The sequence below is a fragment of the Arenibacter sp. P308M17 genome, from assembly GCF_003426735.1.
Taxonomy (GTDB): Bacteria; Bacteroidota; Bacteroidia; order Flavobacteriales; family Flavobacteriaceae; genus Arenibacter.
On the sequence record NZ_QVON01000002.1, the window covers coordinates 177,617 to 194,393 of the forward strand.

General features: G+C 39.9%; 12 protein-coding genes. 4 read left to right on the plus strand and 8 right to left on the minus strand.

Features of this window, described 5'->3' with window-relative positions:
* Positions 1 to 42: 42 nt before the first annotated feature.
* From D0S24_RS04815 to D0S24_RS04825, 3 genes are all read right to left on the minus strand, one after another.
* Positions 43 to 1,275, minus strand: coding sequence for a DUF3999 family protein (locus D0S24_RS04815; RefSeq protein ID WP_117018733.1), 1,233 nt, complete (start codon positions 1,273 to 1,275; stop codon positions 43 to 45).
* Entirely contained in the window at positions 1,259 to 3,619 is a 2,361-nt protein-coding gene (locus tag D0S24_RS04820; RefSeq protein WP_117018734.1) for a DUF2339 domain-containing protein, read from the minus strand. Before D0S24_RS04820 ends, D0S24_RS04815 begins: the two co-directional genes overlap by 17 nt.
* A gap of 187 nt (positions 3,620 to 3,806) precedes the next feature.
* A complete protein-coding gene (locus D0S24_RS04825; protein ID WP_117019311.1) occupies positions 3,807 to 4,496 on the minus strand; it encodes an arylesterase in 690 nt (229 codons plus the stop codon).
* A gap of 72 nt (positions 4,497 to 4,568) precedes the next feature.
* Here D0S24_RS04825 and D0S24_RS04830 point away from each other — a divergent pair, with 72 nt between their 5' ends.
* Positions 4,569 to 5,258 carry an ABC transporter ATP-binding protein gene (locus D0S24_RS04830; RefSeq protein ID WP_117018735.1) on the plus strand — a complete coding sequence of 230 codons (690 nt, stop codon included), beginning with the start codon at positions 4,569 to 4,571 and terminating at the stop codon, positions 5,256 to 5,258.
* Between the two features lie 47 nt (positions 5,259 to 5,305).
* Entirely contained in the window at positions 5,306 to 7,804 is a 2,499-nt protein-coding gene (locus tag D0S24_RS04835) for an ABC transporter permease (protein ID WP_117019312.1), read from the plus strand.
* Between the two features lie 17 nt (positions 7,805 to 7,821).
* Here the strand turns inward: D0S24_RS04835 and D0S24_RS04840 are convergent, their stop codons facing one another.
* The 5 genes from D0S24_RS04840 to D0S24_RS04860 all read right to left on the minus strand — a co-directional run bounded on the left by D0S24_RS04840 (position 7,822) and on the right by D0S24_RS04860 (position 13,881).
* Positions 7,822 to 8,328: a MepB family protein gene (locus D0S24_RS04840; protein WP_117018736.1), complete on the minus strand. Its 507-nt coding sequence runs from the start codon at positions 8,326 to 8,328 to the stop codon at positions 7,822 to 7,824.
* A gap of 245 nt (positions 8,329 to 8,573) precedes the next feature.
* Positions 8,574 to 9,536, minus strand: a complete 963-nt coding sequence (locus tag D0S24_RS04845; protein ID WP_117018737.1) for a metallophosphoesterase — start codon at positions 9,534 to 9,536, stop codon at positions 8,574 to 8,576.
* A gap of 26 nt (positions 9,537 to 9,562) precedes the next feature.
* Complete coding sequence (locus D0S24_RS04850; RefSeq protein WP_147321431.1) at positions 9,563 to 12,007, minus strand: hypothetical protein; 2,445 nt, start codon at positions 12,005 to 12,007, stop codon at positions 9,563 to 9,565.
* 57 nt (positions 12,008 to 12,064) lie between these two features.
* Positions 12,065 to 12,871: an HpcH/HpaI aldolase/citrate lyase family protein gene (locus tag D0S24_RS04855; protein ID WP_117018739.1), complete on the minus strand. Its 807-nt coding sequence runs from the start codon at positions 12,869 to 12,871 to the stop codon at positions 12,065 to 12,067.
* A 44-nt stretch (positions 12,872 to 12,915) separates the two neighbouring features.
* Positions 12,916 to 13,881 carry a D-2-hydroxyacid dehydrogenase gene (locus tag D0S24_RS04860; RefSeq protein WP_117018740.1) on the minus strand — a complete coding sequence of 322 codons (966 nt, stop codon included), beginning with the start codon at positions 13,879 to 13,881 and terminating at the stop codon, positions 12,916 to 12,918.
* 552 nt (positions 13,882 to 14,433) lie between these two features.
* Here D0S24_RS04860 and D0S24_RS04865 point away from each other — a divergent pair.
* Positions 14,434 to 15,105 (plus strand): TetR/AcrR family transcriptional regulator, encoded by a 672-nt coding sequence (locus D0S24_RS04865; RefSeq protein ID WP_117018741.1) that lies wholly within the window; start codon positions 14,434 to 14,436, stop codon positions 15,103 to 15,105.
* Between the two features lie 3 nt (positions 15,106 to 15,108).
* Entirely contained in the window at positions 15,109 to 16,776 is a 1,668-nt protein-coding gene (locus D0S24_RS04870) for a peptidase domain-containing ABC transporter (protein WP_117018742.1), read from the plus strand.
* Position 16,777 lies beyond the last annotated feature (1 nt).

Genomic DNA, 16,777 nt, shown 5'->3' on the forward strand with positions numbered 1-16,777 from the left:
TGCCAACATTATGGTAGACCATTAAAGTTGCTCTTTTGTCTCTCAATTCTTTGTCCTGATCATTTTAAAAGAGAACCATCCCAAAACTATAATGATAAGGCCCATTATTCCCCATAACCATGCCTTGTTTTTAAAAATAGGTGAATTTCCCGATAATGGTTTCTTCACTTCGTGTTCCCATCCTACTTTTAAAGGGGCAAGGGTAGTGGGAATATTTTCGGAAAACTGTGCAATATCATAGTCGGGCAATGAAGCACGATCATTCCCATAAACAAGATAATAGGTGGCCTCTGTGGTAAATCGGGCAACCAAATCGTGCAAAAAGCCCTTTACTTCAATGCTTGGGTAGCTTAGTGGTTGATTATCCCCATTGTGGACGGTAATTTTCATTTTCTGTACAATAGTGCTGGGAAAATCAAAATTATTTTCTTCCAAAGAACTCAATGTTCCGGAGAACAAAGTGGTATAATTATATTTCCAGCCCTTATCGGTCATGACACTATCGTTTATATGGGATATGGTAATTGGCCTATAATAATCATATTGTTCACGGACCCCAAGGGTAATAGAACCAATTGGCACCGGTTTGCCCAGATCCAGAGTAATTTCGGTTGTTCTTTCCGCAGTATTTCCATCTACCTTGACTACTTTAACAGGATAGTTTTTATATTCCCCATCCATGATTTCATTGTTAAAAATTTGGGCCGATATTAAGTTTGGTTTTTTATCACTTTTAACCAAAAGCCTAAAGTAGCGATACTTGGAACTTGGGAGCCCAATGGTCTTAAATTCATAATCCGTCAGTTCATTTTTAATGGATAAAATTCGGTAGTCGTTCACTAAAGTAAACCATTGCTTTTGTTGCTGGCTGCCTTCCACCTCCACTTTCCAATCGAAATTCTTCTCCTTAAATTCCAATTTTATCTGGTCTATGGCCACTTCTGTCGGCATTTCAAAGGTGTAATAATAGCCATTGGGATTGTGCGATACATTCACTATATTGAAAGTAAGTGACCTAGTATTTACCTTTTCGGATTTGATGCGGAGTAAATAAGGAACTTCAATGGTATCATTGGTATTGGTGAAACCAAATATTCTAAGATCCGCTAAATTGCCCGAGACCTTTCCAAAAATGGAATCGGGTAGGGGTAGCCTGTGCCATTGGTGATCCACCTCCGTAATCAATCTCTTGTACCGATATTGATCCATTTGCCCATAGGAAAGTAGACCGGACATCAGGATTATAAAAATGAGATATTTATTCCCCTTCTTCATTGAATATAATGTGTTTGTATTTATTGTACAAAAAGGAAATGATCAACAATAATACACCCAAGGAAACAAAAACAATCGTTTTTGCCAGTGTATCCAAATGGGATATATCATACAGGAAAAGTTTTATTAGAGTAGCTCCAAACAGGGCAAAGGCCATGATACGAAGGTGTTTTTTGTTTTTCCATATACCCAATACGATTAATAGAAGTGCATAAATGCCCCATAGAATGCTAAGTCCCAACTTATAGGACTGGACAAATTGAAGGATATCCATCCAATTGATCAACTCACTGCTGAAAATCCAGAGTAGAGAAATGTATAACAGCAGATCATAGCCAATGTTAAAACGCAGCTTCAGAAACTCCTGCCTTTTATAACAATAAATGGTAAATAACGAAATCCCAACAAAAATATAGGAGATATATCTCATTATAATATTCCAGGAACCAATAGCATAATAGTCATTGTTGTTACGGTTCAAATAACTTTCCCTGAGTTCGCTAAGCCCGTAAAGGCCGATACATAAAAAGAAAACAAGAACAAGGCCATGGATCACTATATTGATAAGGCCCAGTTGGTGGCTTCTTATTTTTTTAATATTGATGTACGCAAGTACGGACAGAAATAGCAAGGTGTAGTTAATGATCCAAATATTCCTTAAAGTTCTTAAATCGTAGTTCCAGAGGTAATTGGGATACTCTTGACCCTCTGGAGAAATAACAAGTGCCGAATCCAAATACAATTGATCCCAATACGTGCTGATCTCCATCCTAAGGGCAAAATATAGTATCAATACCAAAATTACGGGAATGGACCTGGATATTAGTTTTAAGTATGGGGTTCTGGTTACCTGGAGTTGCGAATCACCTTGTTTTACATCTATCCAATACATAAACCCAAAAGCGCAGATAATGAATAGCGAGATAAGGAAATTGATGTTCAGCAAGGGTGTAATCCTTGTTGCACTGTCCGCTGGATCGTAAACATCATAAACCCATGACCAATCTTCAAAAATACTACATACGGTCAATAACATTAGGGGGTAGGAAAGCTTTTCATAAATGGTCACCTGCTTGGATCGTCCTAGCCAAAACAGTAAGGTGGCCTCCGTGGCCCATAAAAGGGTTACCCAATTTCCGTTCAATTGAACCGGGACGGCAATTGTAATAAAAACCAGGACCAGGCCGATGATAAAATAAAACAAATTTAGGTCGGCCAATTTTTGACGATAAATTAAAAATCCCACCACAAAATGAATTAGGGCATTTATAAGGGTGTATAACCCTAAAAGCTGTTTTCCTACCTCATGTTGATTTAGAATGCTGTATCCCAAACCAAAAAAAATCATTGAATTAAACAATAGGAGGAGTACATCCGTGATTACAAATTTTTCCTTTTGCAGCAGTTTATATCCCAGAAAGGCCATATAGAATATGAGAAAAAACAGGCTCAGAAAAGTCCAGGCCGTTCTATAATGCTGTTCCGTTTCGTACTTGGATAGGAACCAAACAAAAAATACCAACCAAGTTAACCCAAAAGAGGAATAGTAAAGTGGTTTCCAATATTTTTTGAACGCGATGATAAGGATACCTGTATTAATAATTACCATATAGCTAAAAAGCACTGTTACTTCATCCGAACCTTCACTCAATAAAAATGGAATGGCATAAGCACCCACCAGTCCAATAAGGGCAATCACCTGTCTGTTGTAATTAATGGAGGCAATTACGGTAAAAACAGTAAACACTACCATAAGGGCAAAGGCCATTCCCTGAGGAAAAAGATTATAGAAACTATAGGCGGCAAAGGTTATAAAATAGAAAATGGCCATGGCGCCACTTACTAAAACAGCACTGTAGTTTTCATATTTTTGTTTTAGCCGTATACCAAATCCCAAAAGCCCCACACCCGTCAAATAACCTAAAATTATTCTGGTAAGGGGACTGATCAGATCGTGTTCTATGGAATATTTGGCCCCTATGGCCACCCCGATGACCGTAATGACAATTCCAATTTTATTAATCAGGTTCTCACCGATAAATTTTTCGGTACCCAGTTTTAATCCCGTTGTTCTTTTTGGTACGGGAAGTTCTTTTTCTATTGGGGCAATGTTTTGTCGGGAGGGCATTACCGGGTCTTGGAAGACCCTTTCAGTGGAATCCTTGGCCTGTTCGGTGTCTGCCACGGCATTGGCTTCTGGAAGGTCCATGCCATCATTGGCCGTCCGCAGGAGATCGATGTCCCTACGAAGGGCATTTATTTCCATGGAAAACTCGTCCTGTCTCTGCAACAACTGCTGTAGCCTTTCCGAGAGTGCATTTATTTGGTCCTGGGAATCTATCATGTTAGGTTGGATAAGGTATTGAATGGAATGGTAATATCCTTGGCTGGACTCAATGAATATATCAACTCCATGGATTATTGGATAGAAACGCCATTTTCAACAATGTATTTTAACAAAGTGGACAACAATTTACAAAAACCTTAAACTTGATCGACTTTAAATATTGATCCATCATAATGGCTAGATCTTATTGATCGATCGCTTTTTCGATTATAGGCCATATATTGTTGGCAATGATCTTTTGCCCATCAGCTGTGGGGTGTATCCCATCGGACTGGTTTAGCTCGGGATTTCCAGCCACATCCTCTAAAAGAAATGGAATAAGCCCAATATTGTTCTTTTTGGCAAGATCGGGAAATATATCCCTGAATTCGCGGGTGTACTCCTGACCCATATTGGGAGGAATTTGCATTCCGGCCAGAATAATAATGGCATTGGGACTTTTTTGTTGTACCACCTCTATAATTTCCTGTAAGTTGCTACGGGTCTCTTCCAAGGGGATGCCACGTAATCCATCATTGGCGCCAAGTTCCAGGACAAAAACGGCCAAATCCGAATTCAGTACCCATCCAAGCCTATTTTTTCCACTGGCCGTAGTTTCCCCGCTCAAACCTGCATTCACCACTTTATAGGACAGTTGCAGGGAATCTACCTTTTCCTGGATCAAAGCGGGAAAGGCCTCATTGGGGTCTAGGCCCATGCCTGCGGTAAGACTATTTCCAAAGAATAAAATCACTTTCTTTTCACTCTTGGCTTCAAGCCTGCTTTCACTGGCATTTTCCTTTTTTTCTATGGTATCAGCTTTCTTGGTAGCCATATTTCCACAGGAACAGAAAAAAACGAATAATAAATAATAAAATCTTAACAAGGTTCGCATGGGATATTGGATTAAAATCAAAATCATTTCTGTATTTTGCCTTCTTAGGAAAACTATGAAACAGAAATCATAATGGCAAAGATATTAAACGTAACCAATTTAGGGAAAATCTATACCAATGGCTCTAAAAAACTTACGGTATTACAGGATATTACCTTTAAGGTAGAGGAAGGGGAAACTTTTTCTATTGTAGGCCCTTCCGGGAGTGGTAAGACTACATTACTTGGGATATGTGCGGGCCTAGACCGTCCGGATTCGGGTACGGTCACCCTATGTGGTACGGAATTGGGCGGGTTGAACGAAGATGAGCGGGCCATATTACGGAATAGGAATATAGGTTTTGTGTTTCAGGATTTTCAATTGCTACCAACACTTACCGCCTTGGAGAACGTGGCCGTTCCCTTGGAATTGAGAGGGGATAAAAACGCCTTAAAGATCGGAATGGAGCTATTGGACAAGGTAGGGCTGCAAAATCGCTTCCACCATTATCCATCACAACTCTCGGGAGGGGAACAACAGCGAGTTGCCCTGGCGAGGGCATTTTCCAACAAGCCTTCCATATTGTTTGCCGATGAGCCTACCGGGAACTTGGATGCAGAAACTGGGGAAAAGGTGGAACAGTTACTTTTTCAACTTAATGCAGAAGCAGGTACTACCCTGATTATAGTGACCCACGATTTGGAACTGGCTGCCAAGACCCAAAACATATTGAGGTTAAAGGGTGGAAAGATAATTGCCAATAACGAAACCGTAGTATCGTGAACGGACATAACAGTAATTCAAAGTCCGGTTTCCAGTGGCTTCTAAAAATGGCATGGCGTGATGGAAAAGCGAGTAAAAGAAAACTATTTCTTTTTATGGCCTCCATTATTTTAGGGATTGCAGCGGTAGTGTCCATCCAGTCCTTTGGTGATAATCTTAAAAAAAATATCGCCCTACAGTCCAAATCCTTGATGGGGGCCGATTTCATAATCGATAGTAGAAATCCTCCCAATGAAAAGGTTTTGGAAATATTGGATTCCCTCGGCGGGGCCGATGCCAAAGAGATCAACTTTCCTTCCATGGCCGCTTTCCCAAAAACCGGAGCTTCCAAGTTGGTGCAGGTACGTGGAATTGAAGGTGGATTTCCTTTCTACGGTACATTGGAAACAGTGCCGATAACGGCAGCGGAAAATTACCAGCAAGATGGTGGGGCATTGGTAGATGCAACGGTTATGCTGCAATATAACCTCCAGGCCGGAGATAGTATTAAAATTGGGGAGCTCACCTTTCCTATTGCCGGGTCCTTACAATCGATACCCGGAAGCTCGGGACTTTTTAGTTCCGTAGCACCTCCAGTGGTGATTCCCTATAGGTTTATTGATAAAACCGGGTTGATACAGAAGGGCAGTAGGTTGGATTATGAATTTTATTTTGTTCAACCGGATACGGATCTGGAATCGTTTGAAAAGAAATTGGATCCCATCATGGATGCCCAAGGTGCCGACCTGGACACCCATACTTCTACAAGTGCCAATTTGGGCAGGAGATATGGCAATTTTGGAAAGTTCCTTAATCTGGTCGCTTTTATTGCCCTCCTTCTTGGCTGTATTGGAATTGCCAGTGCCATTAATATTTATATAAAGGAAAAGTTGAGATCGGTAGCCGTTCTAAAATGTCTGGGGGCCACCAAAAAACAAACTTTTTTAATTTACCTGCTACAAATTGCAGGGCTCGGATTATTAGGAGGAGCAATAGGTACTGTATTGGGTATACTCCTACAGCAAATATTTCCATTACTTCTGGGGGATCTTTTGCCTGTGGATATACAATTGTCCTTGGCACCAAAGGCAATGGCCATGGGACTTTTATTGGGTCTTTTCATGTCCGTGCTTTTCGCCCTTTACCCATTAATGGGTACCCTGTACGTTTCACCACTTCAGGCCTTAAGGGTACAGGAAGTGGATAGATCCCGGTCTAGGCGTGGACTTGTTTTGGTGGCTTCCGCAATATTGGCCTTTATATTTCTTTTTTCCTATTGGCTATTAAAGGATTGGAAATATTCCTTGTCCTTTGTTGCCGGCATTGTTGTTACCTTTGCCATAATGGCCGGCCTGTCCTCCTTGACTATGAAGGCCATAAAAAAATACTTTCCCACTAGCTGGGGTTTTACCGCCAGGCACAGTCTATCAAATCTTTTTAGGCCGCAGAACCAAACCTTGACCCTGGTATTGGCCATTGGGATAGGCACTTTTCTGATCAGTACCCTATATTTTACCAAGGACTTTTTATTGGCAAAATCATTTATGGGGACGGATGAAAATAGTCCCAATATTATTCTTTTGGATATACAAACGGAACAAAAGGAAGCTGTAGCCAATACTATACGGCGCAATGGTCATAAGGTATTGACGGATATTCCTATAGTTACCATGAGGGTAAATAGTATAGCGGGGAAGTCTACGAACGATATTAGAAAGGATACCACTTCCACTATTAATTCGTGGGTGTTGAACCATGAATTTAGGGTAACCTATAGGGATAGCCTTATCGCCTCCGAAAAATTGGAATCCGGGAAATGGGTACACAAAGCAATTTCCAAGGATGAAGTACCTATTTCGGTGAGCGACAACTTTGCAAGGGATGCCAAGGTAGCGGTAGGGGACAGGCTTAGCTTTAATGTACAGGGGGTAATTATGAATACCATTGTAGCCAGTATAAGAACTGTAGACTGGGGCAGGATGCAACTAAATTTTTCCATTGTATTTCCCGTGGGTATTTTGGAAGAGGCTCCGCAATTTACAGTACTTACCACCAATGTACCCGATGTAAATGCATCGGCCAGGTTACAGAAGGAATTGGTCCGGGCATTTCCCAATGTGTCCATTCTGGATATAAGGCAAATCCAAGTGGTCATAGAGGGCTTGCTGAACAAGATTTCATGGATCATTAATTTTATGGCGTTTTTTAGTATCCTTACGGGAATAATTGTGCTAATGGGTGCGGTAAGGACCAGTAAATATCAACGTATACGTGAAAGTGTGCTGCTAAGGACCATTGGTGCCAGAAGTAAACAAATCCTAAAAATAGTGGCCTTGGAGTACCTTTATTTGGGTATTCTGGGAGGTTTGTCCGGAATTTTATTATCCTTGGTGAGTAGTCAGTTACTGGCATTTTTCCTTTTTGAAACTGCTTTTGTTCCTTCCTTATTTCCCTTTTTGGTACTGTTTCCAGGAATTACTGTATTGGTATTGTTGATAGGTCTATCCAATAGTAGAAGTGTTATTAAAAGTCCGCCATTGGAAGTATTGAGGAAAGAAGCCAGGTAGTGAACCTTCAATTATTTTCACTTATGTAGATATAGGGTTTTTGCTTTGTGGAGATCCGTTTTTGATTGATGTCCTAGCTTCAAAAAATATTCTAATTGCCATTTTTGGGTAGATAGGGCCGTTTTGTTGGTAGGTTGGGACCAAGGGGGATAAACCCTAAAACCCCGTTTCCCTTCTTTTTGGGAATGGGATACGATCCCTTTTTCCAATAGGACGGCTTTTGGAAATATAAACTGTCCTTTATTTGATTCCTCTTGAACATTTATAACGAATAAATCCACCTTGTCAGACTCCTCATAAGGAGTGGTTTCACCATTTGAATCCCTTTTCCACAAGCTTACGAATTGTCCAATTTTTTTTGGAGTGATTTTGGCCTTTCTTGCCACAACGTACAGCGCATTCAATTGGAATGTGCAAGCTTCATATTCCTTAGCTTCCCTATCCTGCACATAGTTTGATACTATTAGGCCGCAAGGCGAATAGACTTCCTCAATAATAGGAGTTAAACAGATATTTATTGTCATCTATATTTTGATAATTTGCTATGGTATATGACAAAATTTAATTCCATAGGATTTTCCTTAATTTTTTACCCCGACCCTAAAAGGAGAAATCAAGGAAAATCAGGCTCCCCTGCCTACCGGACAGGCAGGCTATAGGGTTTGGGGTAAAACGGATTTTCCGAGAAACCTTGTTAAAAACGATTTTTATCATATACTGCACATAGTTTGCCTTAAAGTGCAACCCCTTTGGCAAACACTTTTAAATGTTAAATATTGTTTTCTGCCAACCTGATCCTTTCCGTTTCCCAACCATGGTCCACATATTCCCAGGAAAAATCATTTCCGTTTATCTTAACAGTAACAAAACCTTCCTTGGTATTGTGCCTTCTTCCTTTCCATCCGTTACCTGCAATGGAGCCCCCTGTTAAAAAATGGAACCGGTCGTTGATGAATCCGTATTCCTTCCAATGGATATGGCCCTGTAGAACCAGTTTTAAATTATGGCCTTCCAATATATCAAATACATCGGAGGCATTATTGACCGTTCTAGTGCCCTCGCTTCCATTCAATTGGGAATAGGTACATATCATGGGGATATGGGTGGTAATGATAATGGGGGTACTTTTTTCTACCTTGGCAATGTCGGCCTTTAGCCATTCCAACTGTTTTTCATGAAAAACGCCCTGATACCTTTTGTTTTCGGTTACGTCCAAGGAATTTAAAGTGATAAAATGCCAGCCCTTATGATCAAAGGAATAGTAGGTATCCCCAAAATGTCGCTCCCACATACCGTATTTATAATCGGGATGATCCTCAGATTCCGGACTTTCTTCATAGATGGCAAACAGGTCGTGATTGCCTATACAGTTATAGACCGGCATATTGAAGCCCTTGCACATATTTTTATAGAGTAGGAACAATGATTCACTTTGGTCATAATTGCCACGCATGCAATCATATACCAGGTCGCCTCCCGTAATGACAAAATCCGGGTTTAATGTATTAACCTTATCTATGGCCATTTGAAACCCTTTGGGCGCATTCATTTCCGGTTTAATATGTATATCCGTTAGAAACGCAAACTCAAAAGAGTCTTCATTGTCTTCAGTTGCTTTGCTTTCATTGGAATTTTGACAGGAAATCTGTGTAAATGGGATGGCCATCGCTGCAAAACCGGATTGAAGCAAAAACCTTCGTCTACCACTTATATTATTCTTTTTCTCCTCCATGCTTTACTTTTTATTCAATGAACTCATTAAAACTTTTTCAACTCATCTTGGTTAATAATCCAAATCTCCGAAACTTGGGACCCCCGTTCCCCCTCGCCACAACTCCATTCCAGTTCCAGTATTCCATCCTTTAAGGCTTGGCCAGGAACCTGAAACTCGTAGATGGGCCGGTCTCCGGTAGTGATATAGTCGTGCACCATTATCTGCTCTGCCATCATTTTGATTTTTGAACGAAAACGCCCTGTATAACCTACTCTGATTAAATAGGAGCCATTGGGATCCAAATTAGGATACACCATTTTTAAAGGTTCATCATATAAGGCAGTAACCTGGCTCATCCAGGATAGGGGAGTAGTGTGGCCGTCAAAGCCTACGGCCGTTATCTCATGTACCCATTCCTCACCGCTTAGACCCACCCCAAAACTTACCCTTGGGGATCTTAATCCCCCCGGGTCTTCTTCATAGCTATAATTGGATACCACCCTGTTCCAACTTCCCGTTGTTCCAAAATTGTCATAATATCCACCCGGACCGGGGTTGTTCCGTTCCAATAAACTGGTTATTCCTTCCAATTTATCAATATCGTTTCCATCTTTTCCTATAATGGAAAGCTGGTCCAAAAGCCATAGGCCATCGTTTAAGGGTACATCAATATTATCTATAAAATTACCACGGCCACCTGCGGCAAAATGTTTTTCCAACGTTAATTGTGCGCCTATACTTTCAAACAGATCATCGGCCAAGGAATAGCATCTATTTTTCCATTCGGGCATAACAGGCTGCAACTTCGCCCTATTTAAAACTGCTTCGGCTTCCTCCATTGCTTTTATCGGCCCCAAAGATTTGGCATCGGATAAAATTTCCCTGGCCTTCTGTTCCAATTCGGTCTCATAAATCAATCTTCTATATTGATACGCATCGAAATAGGCTCTTATGAGCCCCATTTGAAAACGAAAATTACTTAAAACCTCCTTAGATGCATTCACTTCCAGGTCCTGCCACTGCTGCAAGGTTATAATGACCCCATCGTTGGTAAGCAACGGACCTTGAAGGTTTGTTTCCAGGGCCATTAAACCTTGGGAAACGGACTCCGTATATTGGGGGCCGATAAAGTAGCGTGCATAATCCCGTAAGGTTTCCATAACGGGTGTTTCCGGGTCCCAATCCTGATCGCTCCATATTATTTTGTTCACATCGTCATTGGTGCCTTCCGAATAGCTGATACTGCCCTGTGCATATTGGTCAAAGACATTATGGATAATTTTCTGGTCGTTGGGCCTAGGGTTAATGCACTCCCTTCCCAAGGTAATGGCATAGGCCAGATCCCAATATGGTATGGGATATTGACTGCTTAGGCTATGGGTTATATCCGGGTACCTTCTTATTGGTATTCCTGGATTTAGTTGCTCCCTTATTTCTTTGATGGGCGTTTTTATCCATGGACCAAATACGACTCCCCCAAACCAGGGGTACTCCTTGTTAACATGTCCGTAAAAGGCATCGAACCAAGCTTTAGTAGGTCTAAAAACCTGGGGGGAGACCCATATTTTGGCCTTGGGGTGGTATTCATGCAATACCTCCGCTTCCTTGGCAAGCCATTTGAACAGATCGTCCGGCTCCAGATCCCCGGGATCACCGCCTGGAACAAATAGGGCATCCAATCTCGGTAAGGCATTGAATACTTTACGGCGTTCATCGATTTCCACTTGAAGTGAATCCGGATGGCTGTAGTCCGATCCCATATTGGGATACCACATCCAAACATCCATGCCATAGCGGTCACAGATTTTGGATTGTTCGGCAATCATTTCAATAGCTGAAAGCTTCATATGGACATTGGTGAAATCATCGTCGGTACGGGGAGGTAATATCTCAATGCTGTTGGCGCCAAAAATAGCCAGATCACGTATATAATCATCAAATTGCTCCACAGAAAAAGCATCATAGGAATTGGTCTTTGGTCGGTAGCCCAATTGATGGCCCCGTATTGGAAAGGCCGGACTGGATGCAATGCTAAAGTCTGAAGGCAGTAAAATTTGGCCTTGCGACATTTCCAATTTTCTCAAAAGTTTTCCAATCCCATAGAGAACGCCCCTGGAATCGTGACCTACCACCAAAACCAGATTGTCAGCAGGCCGAACGACTATTTTATATCCCTCAGTATTCGTTGCCGGCATAGCACCAAGAAGATCTTGATATTCCGTTGGAAATTTATTTAAACTCCCTTCAAGTCCGATAACTATTGCATTTTGCGGTTGCTTGGGAAATTTGATCTCGCGGCTTATCAGAATTTCACTCCTCTTTTCTATTTCTTCTTGAAGTATTGAAATGGCGTTCTGGACAAGGGGATCTTTCTTCTCCAAACAGATAATTTTAGCTTTCCCCAAATCCATCATTTGTCCAAAAAGGACTGAGGGAACAATGTAAATAAGCAAGATTGGAATCCAGCATTGTTTAAAATTTTTGTTCATATAAAACATTTTAATTCCCTCATTATTAAATTTTTAATTGTTTCGGTATACAAGTAGTTAGATGGCCAATTCTTTGCCTTCGGATAAATTTTGGCCATCTCCTATGGCACCTTTAATAATATTGATATCCTCGTAGAGTTTCTGGCTAAAAAGTCTCAAATCTGAACTATGCAATACAATATTGGCCCCTTCCTTTATCCATTTTATCTGATAATTTGGATGGGCCGGAAAATGTATTCCGGCAGCAATACCTTTGCTTCTTGCCTTTTTTATGATTTTCCTTACCACACTTTCAAAATCAGGATGGCCGTATTCTTCGGGTAAACCCATATTTATGGAAAGATCATGTGGCCCTATTACAATACCATCCAATCCCGGAACATCCAAAAGTTCTTCCAAACGCTCCACAGCTATGGTACTTTCTATGTTTATTAAACATAAACTTCCCTCATTGAACTGTTCCAAATAGGTTTTCAGTTTTGCCGATAATACTTCTTCACCATTAAGTACTTTTTGCAGTCGATGTCCTTTCAATGGCCTATACTTAGTGGCTCCCACCATTTGTTGTACCTGCTCCCTGTCTTCTATATAAGGGGCAAGTACTCCAACGGCTCCGGCGTCCTTGGCCATACACGCAGCATAAGGGTCGGGGCTGGGAATTCGGACAATTGGGGACAATCCGTAGGCACTATATATCTGGCATAAAAAAGTGAGTTCCGTCCTGTCCATAGGAATATGTTCCGTGTCCAAAAAAACAAAATCCAATCCGCTGCCCTTAACTACCTTGGACCAAATAGGTGAGGTAGATAAAATACATGTCCCATAGATATTTTGGTTATTGCTTAATTTTTTTTTAAGGTTCATCGGTTTTGGCAATTAATTAAAGGTTATTTAGAATGGAGATCGTACTATTTATTCACCACATTAATCGGGATGCCCTTTAAAAAGGCATTCAAATTTTCAAGGGCGGTGTCCAACAATCTCTTTCTGGATTCTTTTGGGGCCCATGCTATGTGTGGGGTCATGATACAGTTTTTGGCCGTTAACAATGGATTACCCCTTTCAATAGGCTCTTTAGAGACCACGTCCAGGGCCGCACCGGCCAATTTTCCATTGTCCAAGGCCTCTTTTAAATCCTGTTCAACAATTAACTGTCCACGAGAGGTATTAATGATCATGGTGCCGTCCTTCATTTTGGAAATACTGTTGGCGTTAATGATGCCTTCGGTATCCGGGGTAAGGGGACAATGCAAACTTATTACATCCGATTTAGTGATGAGTTCGTCCATATCGACCTGTTTGCAAATATCGCTCTCCAATTCGGGTCTATACCTACTCCCTGAAGTCAGGATAGTCATACCAAATGCCTGGGCCAATTTGGCGGTAGCTTGCCCAATTCTCCCAAAACCGATAATGCCCATGGTTTTGCCATCCAATTCGATAAGGGGGTAGTTCCAAAAACAAAAATCCTGGTTATTGGACCATTCCCCCAACTTAACGGCGCGATTATGCTCCCCTACATGATGGCACATTTCCAGAAGGAGGGCCATGGTCATCTGTGCCACCGCCATGGTTCCGTAGCTGGGTACATTGGTAACTACGATTCCAAGTGATTTAGCGGCATCCACATCCACTATGTTATAACCAGTGGCCAAAACCCCAATATATTTTAGGGAAGGAACTTTGTCCAAAACTTCTTTGGGAAGGGGGGTCTTGTTGGTGAAAATTATTTCGGCATTTCCTATGGCCACAATAATTTTATCGTTTTCATGCTCCGTTCGGTCATAGACCGTGGTTTCCCCAATATTTCCCAATGTTTCCCAACTAAGATCGCCAGGGTTTAAAGTGTATCCGTCCAAAACAACAATTTTCATTTTTAACCTTATTTTTTTACTTATTAGTGGGTTTGTATAATCTTATAAAGACCACATCTTGGCCTCGCTTCAAGTTAATAATAACTATTAAATTTAGTATAACTATTACAGATTCAACACAATCAATATATTAATCTTATTAATTAAATAAACGTATTTAAATTTCTGTTTAATAGATAAATAATTATTTACAATAAAAACATAATAATAAAACAATTTTGGTTTAAGAAATGAACTTATAATAGATGTCAAAAAGGTTTCATTACAAATATAACCTATGTCTTAGTTCATTTGTTCCCTAAATTTTATCCAATTCAGATTATATATTGACTCCCTCAACTATACAATATGTGGCTTTTAAGATTACACTTGTTATGGTAACAATCAGCTCTTGAGCCCATACGCTTTAAACATATAGAATGTCTATTGGATATAATATAGTCAAAAGATGCTTTTTTAATATTAATAGTATTACAATTGTTAATAGATAGTTAAACTATTATATAGTGACAGTAATACTATTATATTTGGAAATATTTTAAAGTTTTAGTTATGGAGCGGTTATTGAAAACGATAAAGATTGGAATTAACGAAAAGTTATATTTAAAAGATCCCGAATCTTCAGAATTGGGGAAGCGTATCTTGGAGCATAGTATAATTCTTATATATGAAATTGGTTTTGAAAATTTTACATTCCGAAAATTGGGGACCCAAATAGGCTCCAATGAAAGTTCTATTTACCGCTACTTCGAAAACAAGCATAAACTATTGCTTTATCTGTCTTCATGGTACTGGGGCTGGTTGGAATATAAATTGGTTTTTGCTACCAATGCCATTACCGATCCTACGGAAAAACTAAAAAGGACAATTGAAATATTTACTGGAAAAACAGAGGTGGATTCTTCATTCTCGCACATTAATGAGGTGTTGCTGAATAAGATCGTTGTTAATGAGTATTCAAAATCCTATTTGACCAAAGAAGTACAGCAAGAGAACAAAGATGGATATTTTGAAATATATAAAAGACTAATACAGCGTATAAGTCAAATGATCAAACAAGTGAATGCAGATTATAATTATCCATCCAGTTTGGCAAGTACTATTTTGGAAGGATCCTTTCATCAGTATTTCCTTCAGGAACACTTTCCTACGCTCACGGACTGCAACGATAACAATACGCCAATGGAATACTTTAATGATCTTGTTTTTAAATCCCTAAAATAAATTATGCCTAAAAATGTTTTAACGGCCTGGCAACGGTTAATGGGCCTGCTAAAGTTGGACAGAAAAGATGTATTGCAAACTTTCTATTATGCCATTTTCGCTGGTTTGGTAAATCTTTCTTTGCCTTTGGGAATTCAGGCTATCATAAATTTGTTGCAAGGGGCACAAATTAGCACTTCATGGATTATATTGGTGGTATTGGTTACCGGGGGGGTAGCTTTTGGGGGTGTACTGCAACTAATGCAGATAAGGATTATTGAAAACTTGCAGCAGAAAATTTTTACACGCTCTTCCTTTGAGTTTACTTATCGTTTTCCAAAAATAAAAATGGACGATTTAAGGGATTATTATCCTCCTGAATTGGCCAATCGTTTTTTTGACACCCTTAATGTGCAAAAGGGCTTGGCCAAGATGTTGATAGATTTTCCAGGAGCTTTTTTACAAATAGTTTTTGGTCTAATTCTACTATCGTTCTATCATCCTTTTTTTATCATATACGGCATTCTTTTGATAGTCCTAATATATATTGTTTTCAAGTTTACGGTTCAAAAAGGGATGGAAACCAGTTTGAATGAATCCAAAAGCAAATACAAAGTGGCCCATTGGATTCAAGAGGTGGCTCGCTCCATTACCAGCTTTAAAATATCTGGGAAAACAAGTTTAGCCCTAATCAAAAATGACAGGTTGGTAGATAACTATCTGGTGGACAGGGAGAGTCATTTTAGAATTTTGGTCATTCAATTTATTCATATGATCGGCTTTAAGGTATTGGTCACTGCCGGACTTTTATTGATCGGGGGATTTTTAGTGCTTAACCAGCAAATAAATATAGGGCAATTTGTGGCTGCTGAAATTATTATCTTATTGGTCATAAATTCCGTTGAGAAATTGATTCGCGGTCTGGATACGTTTTATGATCTTTTGACTTCCTTGGAAAAATTGGGACAGGTAGTAGATATGGATCTGGAAGATCAACAGGGAGAAAAACCTCTGCCCGAAGACGGATCCATAAGTGTTGAACTAAGCGGTATTTCATTTATTGCCCCGGGAAGCAACAAGAAGATTCTAGAGGATATCAATCTTAAAATAGCACCAAAGGACAGCATCCTTATTTTAGGTGCCAATGGTTCAGGAAAGACAACCCTATTGCGATTAATTTCAGGAGTAATCCAACCTAATTTGGGAAACATTTTTGTAAACGATATTTCTCTATATGGCATGAATTTGAACCATTATCGTTCCTTTATTGGCCAATCTTTAACCGAAGAAAGTCCGTTTGAGGGTACTATTCTGGAAAACATAACCATGGGGGATAAAAATATTTCCCAAAAAGACCTGTATTGGGCATTGGAAAATGTTGGGTTGCTCCAATTCATTAAAGATCAACCACAAGGGTTGAACACAACCTTATTTCCAGAGGGAAAACAAATTCCCTATACCGTATCAAAGAAAATAATTCTGGCCCGAAGTATTGTTAAAAAACCAAAAATATTGATTTTTAAGGACCCCCTTAATCAATTTGATGAAATTGAGGCCCTAAGAATCATGAACTTTTTGCTGGACAACCATAATCCTTGGGCATTGATAGTGGTGAGCCAAGACCCAAAATGGATAAACCGATGCAAAAGAATTGTAACCTTGGATCAAGGTAAAATAGTTTCCCAAACCTAAT

Bases quoted from the DNA above. Each gene is read 5' to 3' on its own strand.
- D0S24_RS04825 (WP_117019311.1), bottom strand. From the start codon at position 4,496: ATGCGAACCTTGTTAAGATTTTATTATTTATTATTCGTTTTTTTCTGT.
- D0S24_RS04850 (WP_147321431.1), bottom strand. From the start codon at position 12,007: ATGAACAAAAATTTTAAACAATGCTGGATTCCAATCTTGCTTATTTAC.
- D0S24_RS04835 (WP_117019312.1), top strand. From the start codon at position 5,306: ATGGCATGGCGTGATGGAAAAGCGAGTAAAAGAAAACTATTTCTTTTT.
- D0S24_RS04820 (WP_117018734.1), bottom strand. From the start codon at position 3,619: ATGATAGATTCCCAGGACCAAATAAATGCACTCTCGGAAAGGCTACAG.
- D0S24_RS04870 (WP_117018742.1), top strand. From the start codon at position 15,109: ATGCCTAAAAATGTTTTAACGGCCTGGCAACGGTTAATGGGCCTGCTA.
- D0S24_RS04860 (WP_117018740.1), bottom strand. From the start codon at position 13,881: ATGAAAATTGTTGTTTTGGACGGATACACTTTAAACCCTGGCGATCTT.
- D0S24_RS04865 (WP_117018741.1), top strand. From the start codon at position 14,434: ATGGAGCGGTTATTGAAAACGATAAAGATTGGAATTAACGAAAAGTTA.
- D0S24_RS04855 (WP_117018739.1), bottom strand. From the start codon at position 12,871: ATGAACCTTAAAAAAAAATTAAGCAATAACCAAAATATCTATGGGACA.
- D0S24_RS04840 (WP_117018736.1), bottom strand. From the start codon at position 8,328: ATGACAATAAATATCTGTTTAACTCCTATTATTGAGGAAGTCTATTCG.
- D0S24_RS04845 (WP_117018737.1), bottom strand. From the start codon at position 9,536: ATGGAGGAGAAAAAGAATAATATAAGTGGTAGACGAAGGTTTTTGCTT.
- D0S24_RS04830 (WP_117018735.1), top strand. From the start codon at position 4,569: ATGGCAAAGATATTAAACGTAACCAATTTAGGGAAAATCTATACCAAT.
- D0S24_RS04815 (WP_117018733.1), bottom strand. From the start codon at position 1,275: ATGAAGAAGGGGAATAAATATCTCATTTTTATAATCCTGATGTCCGGT.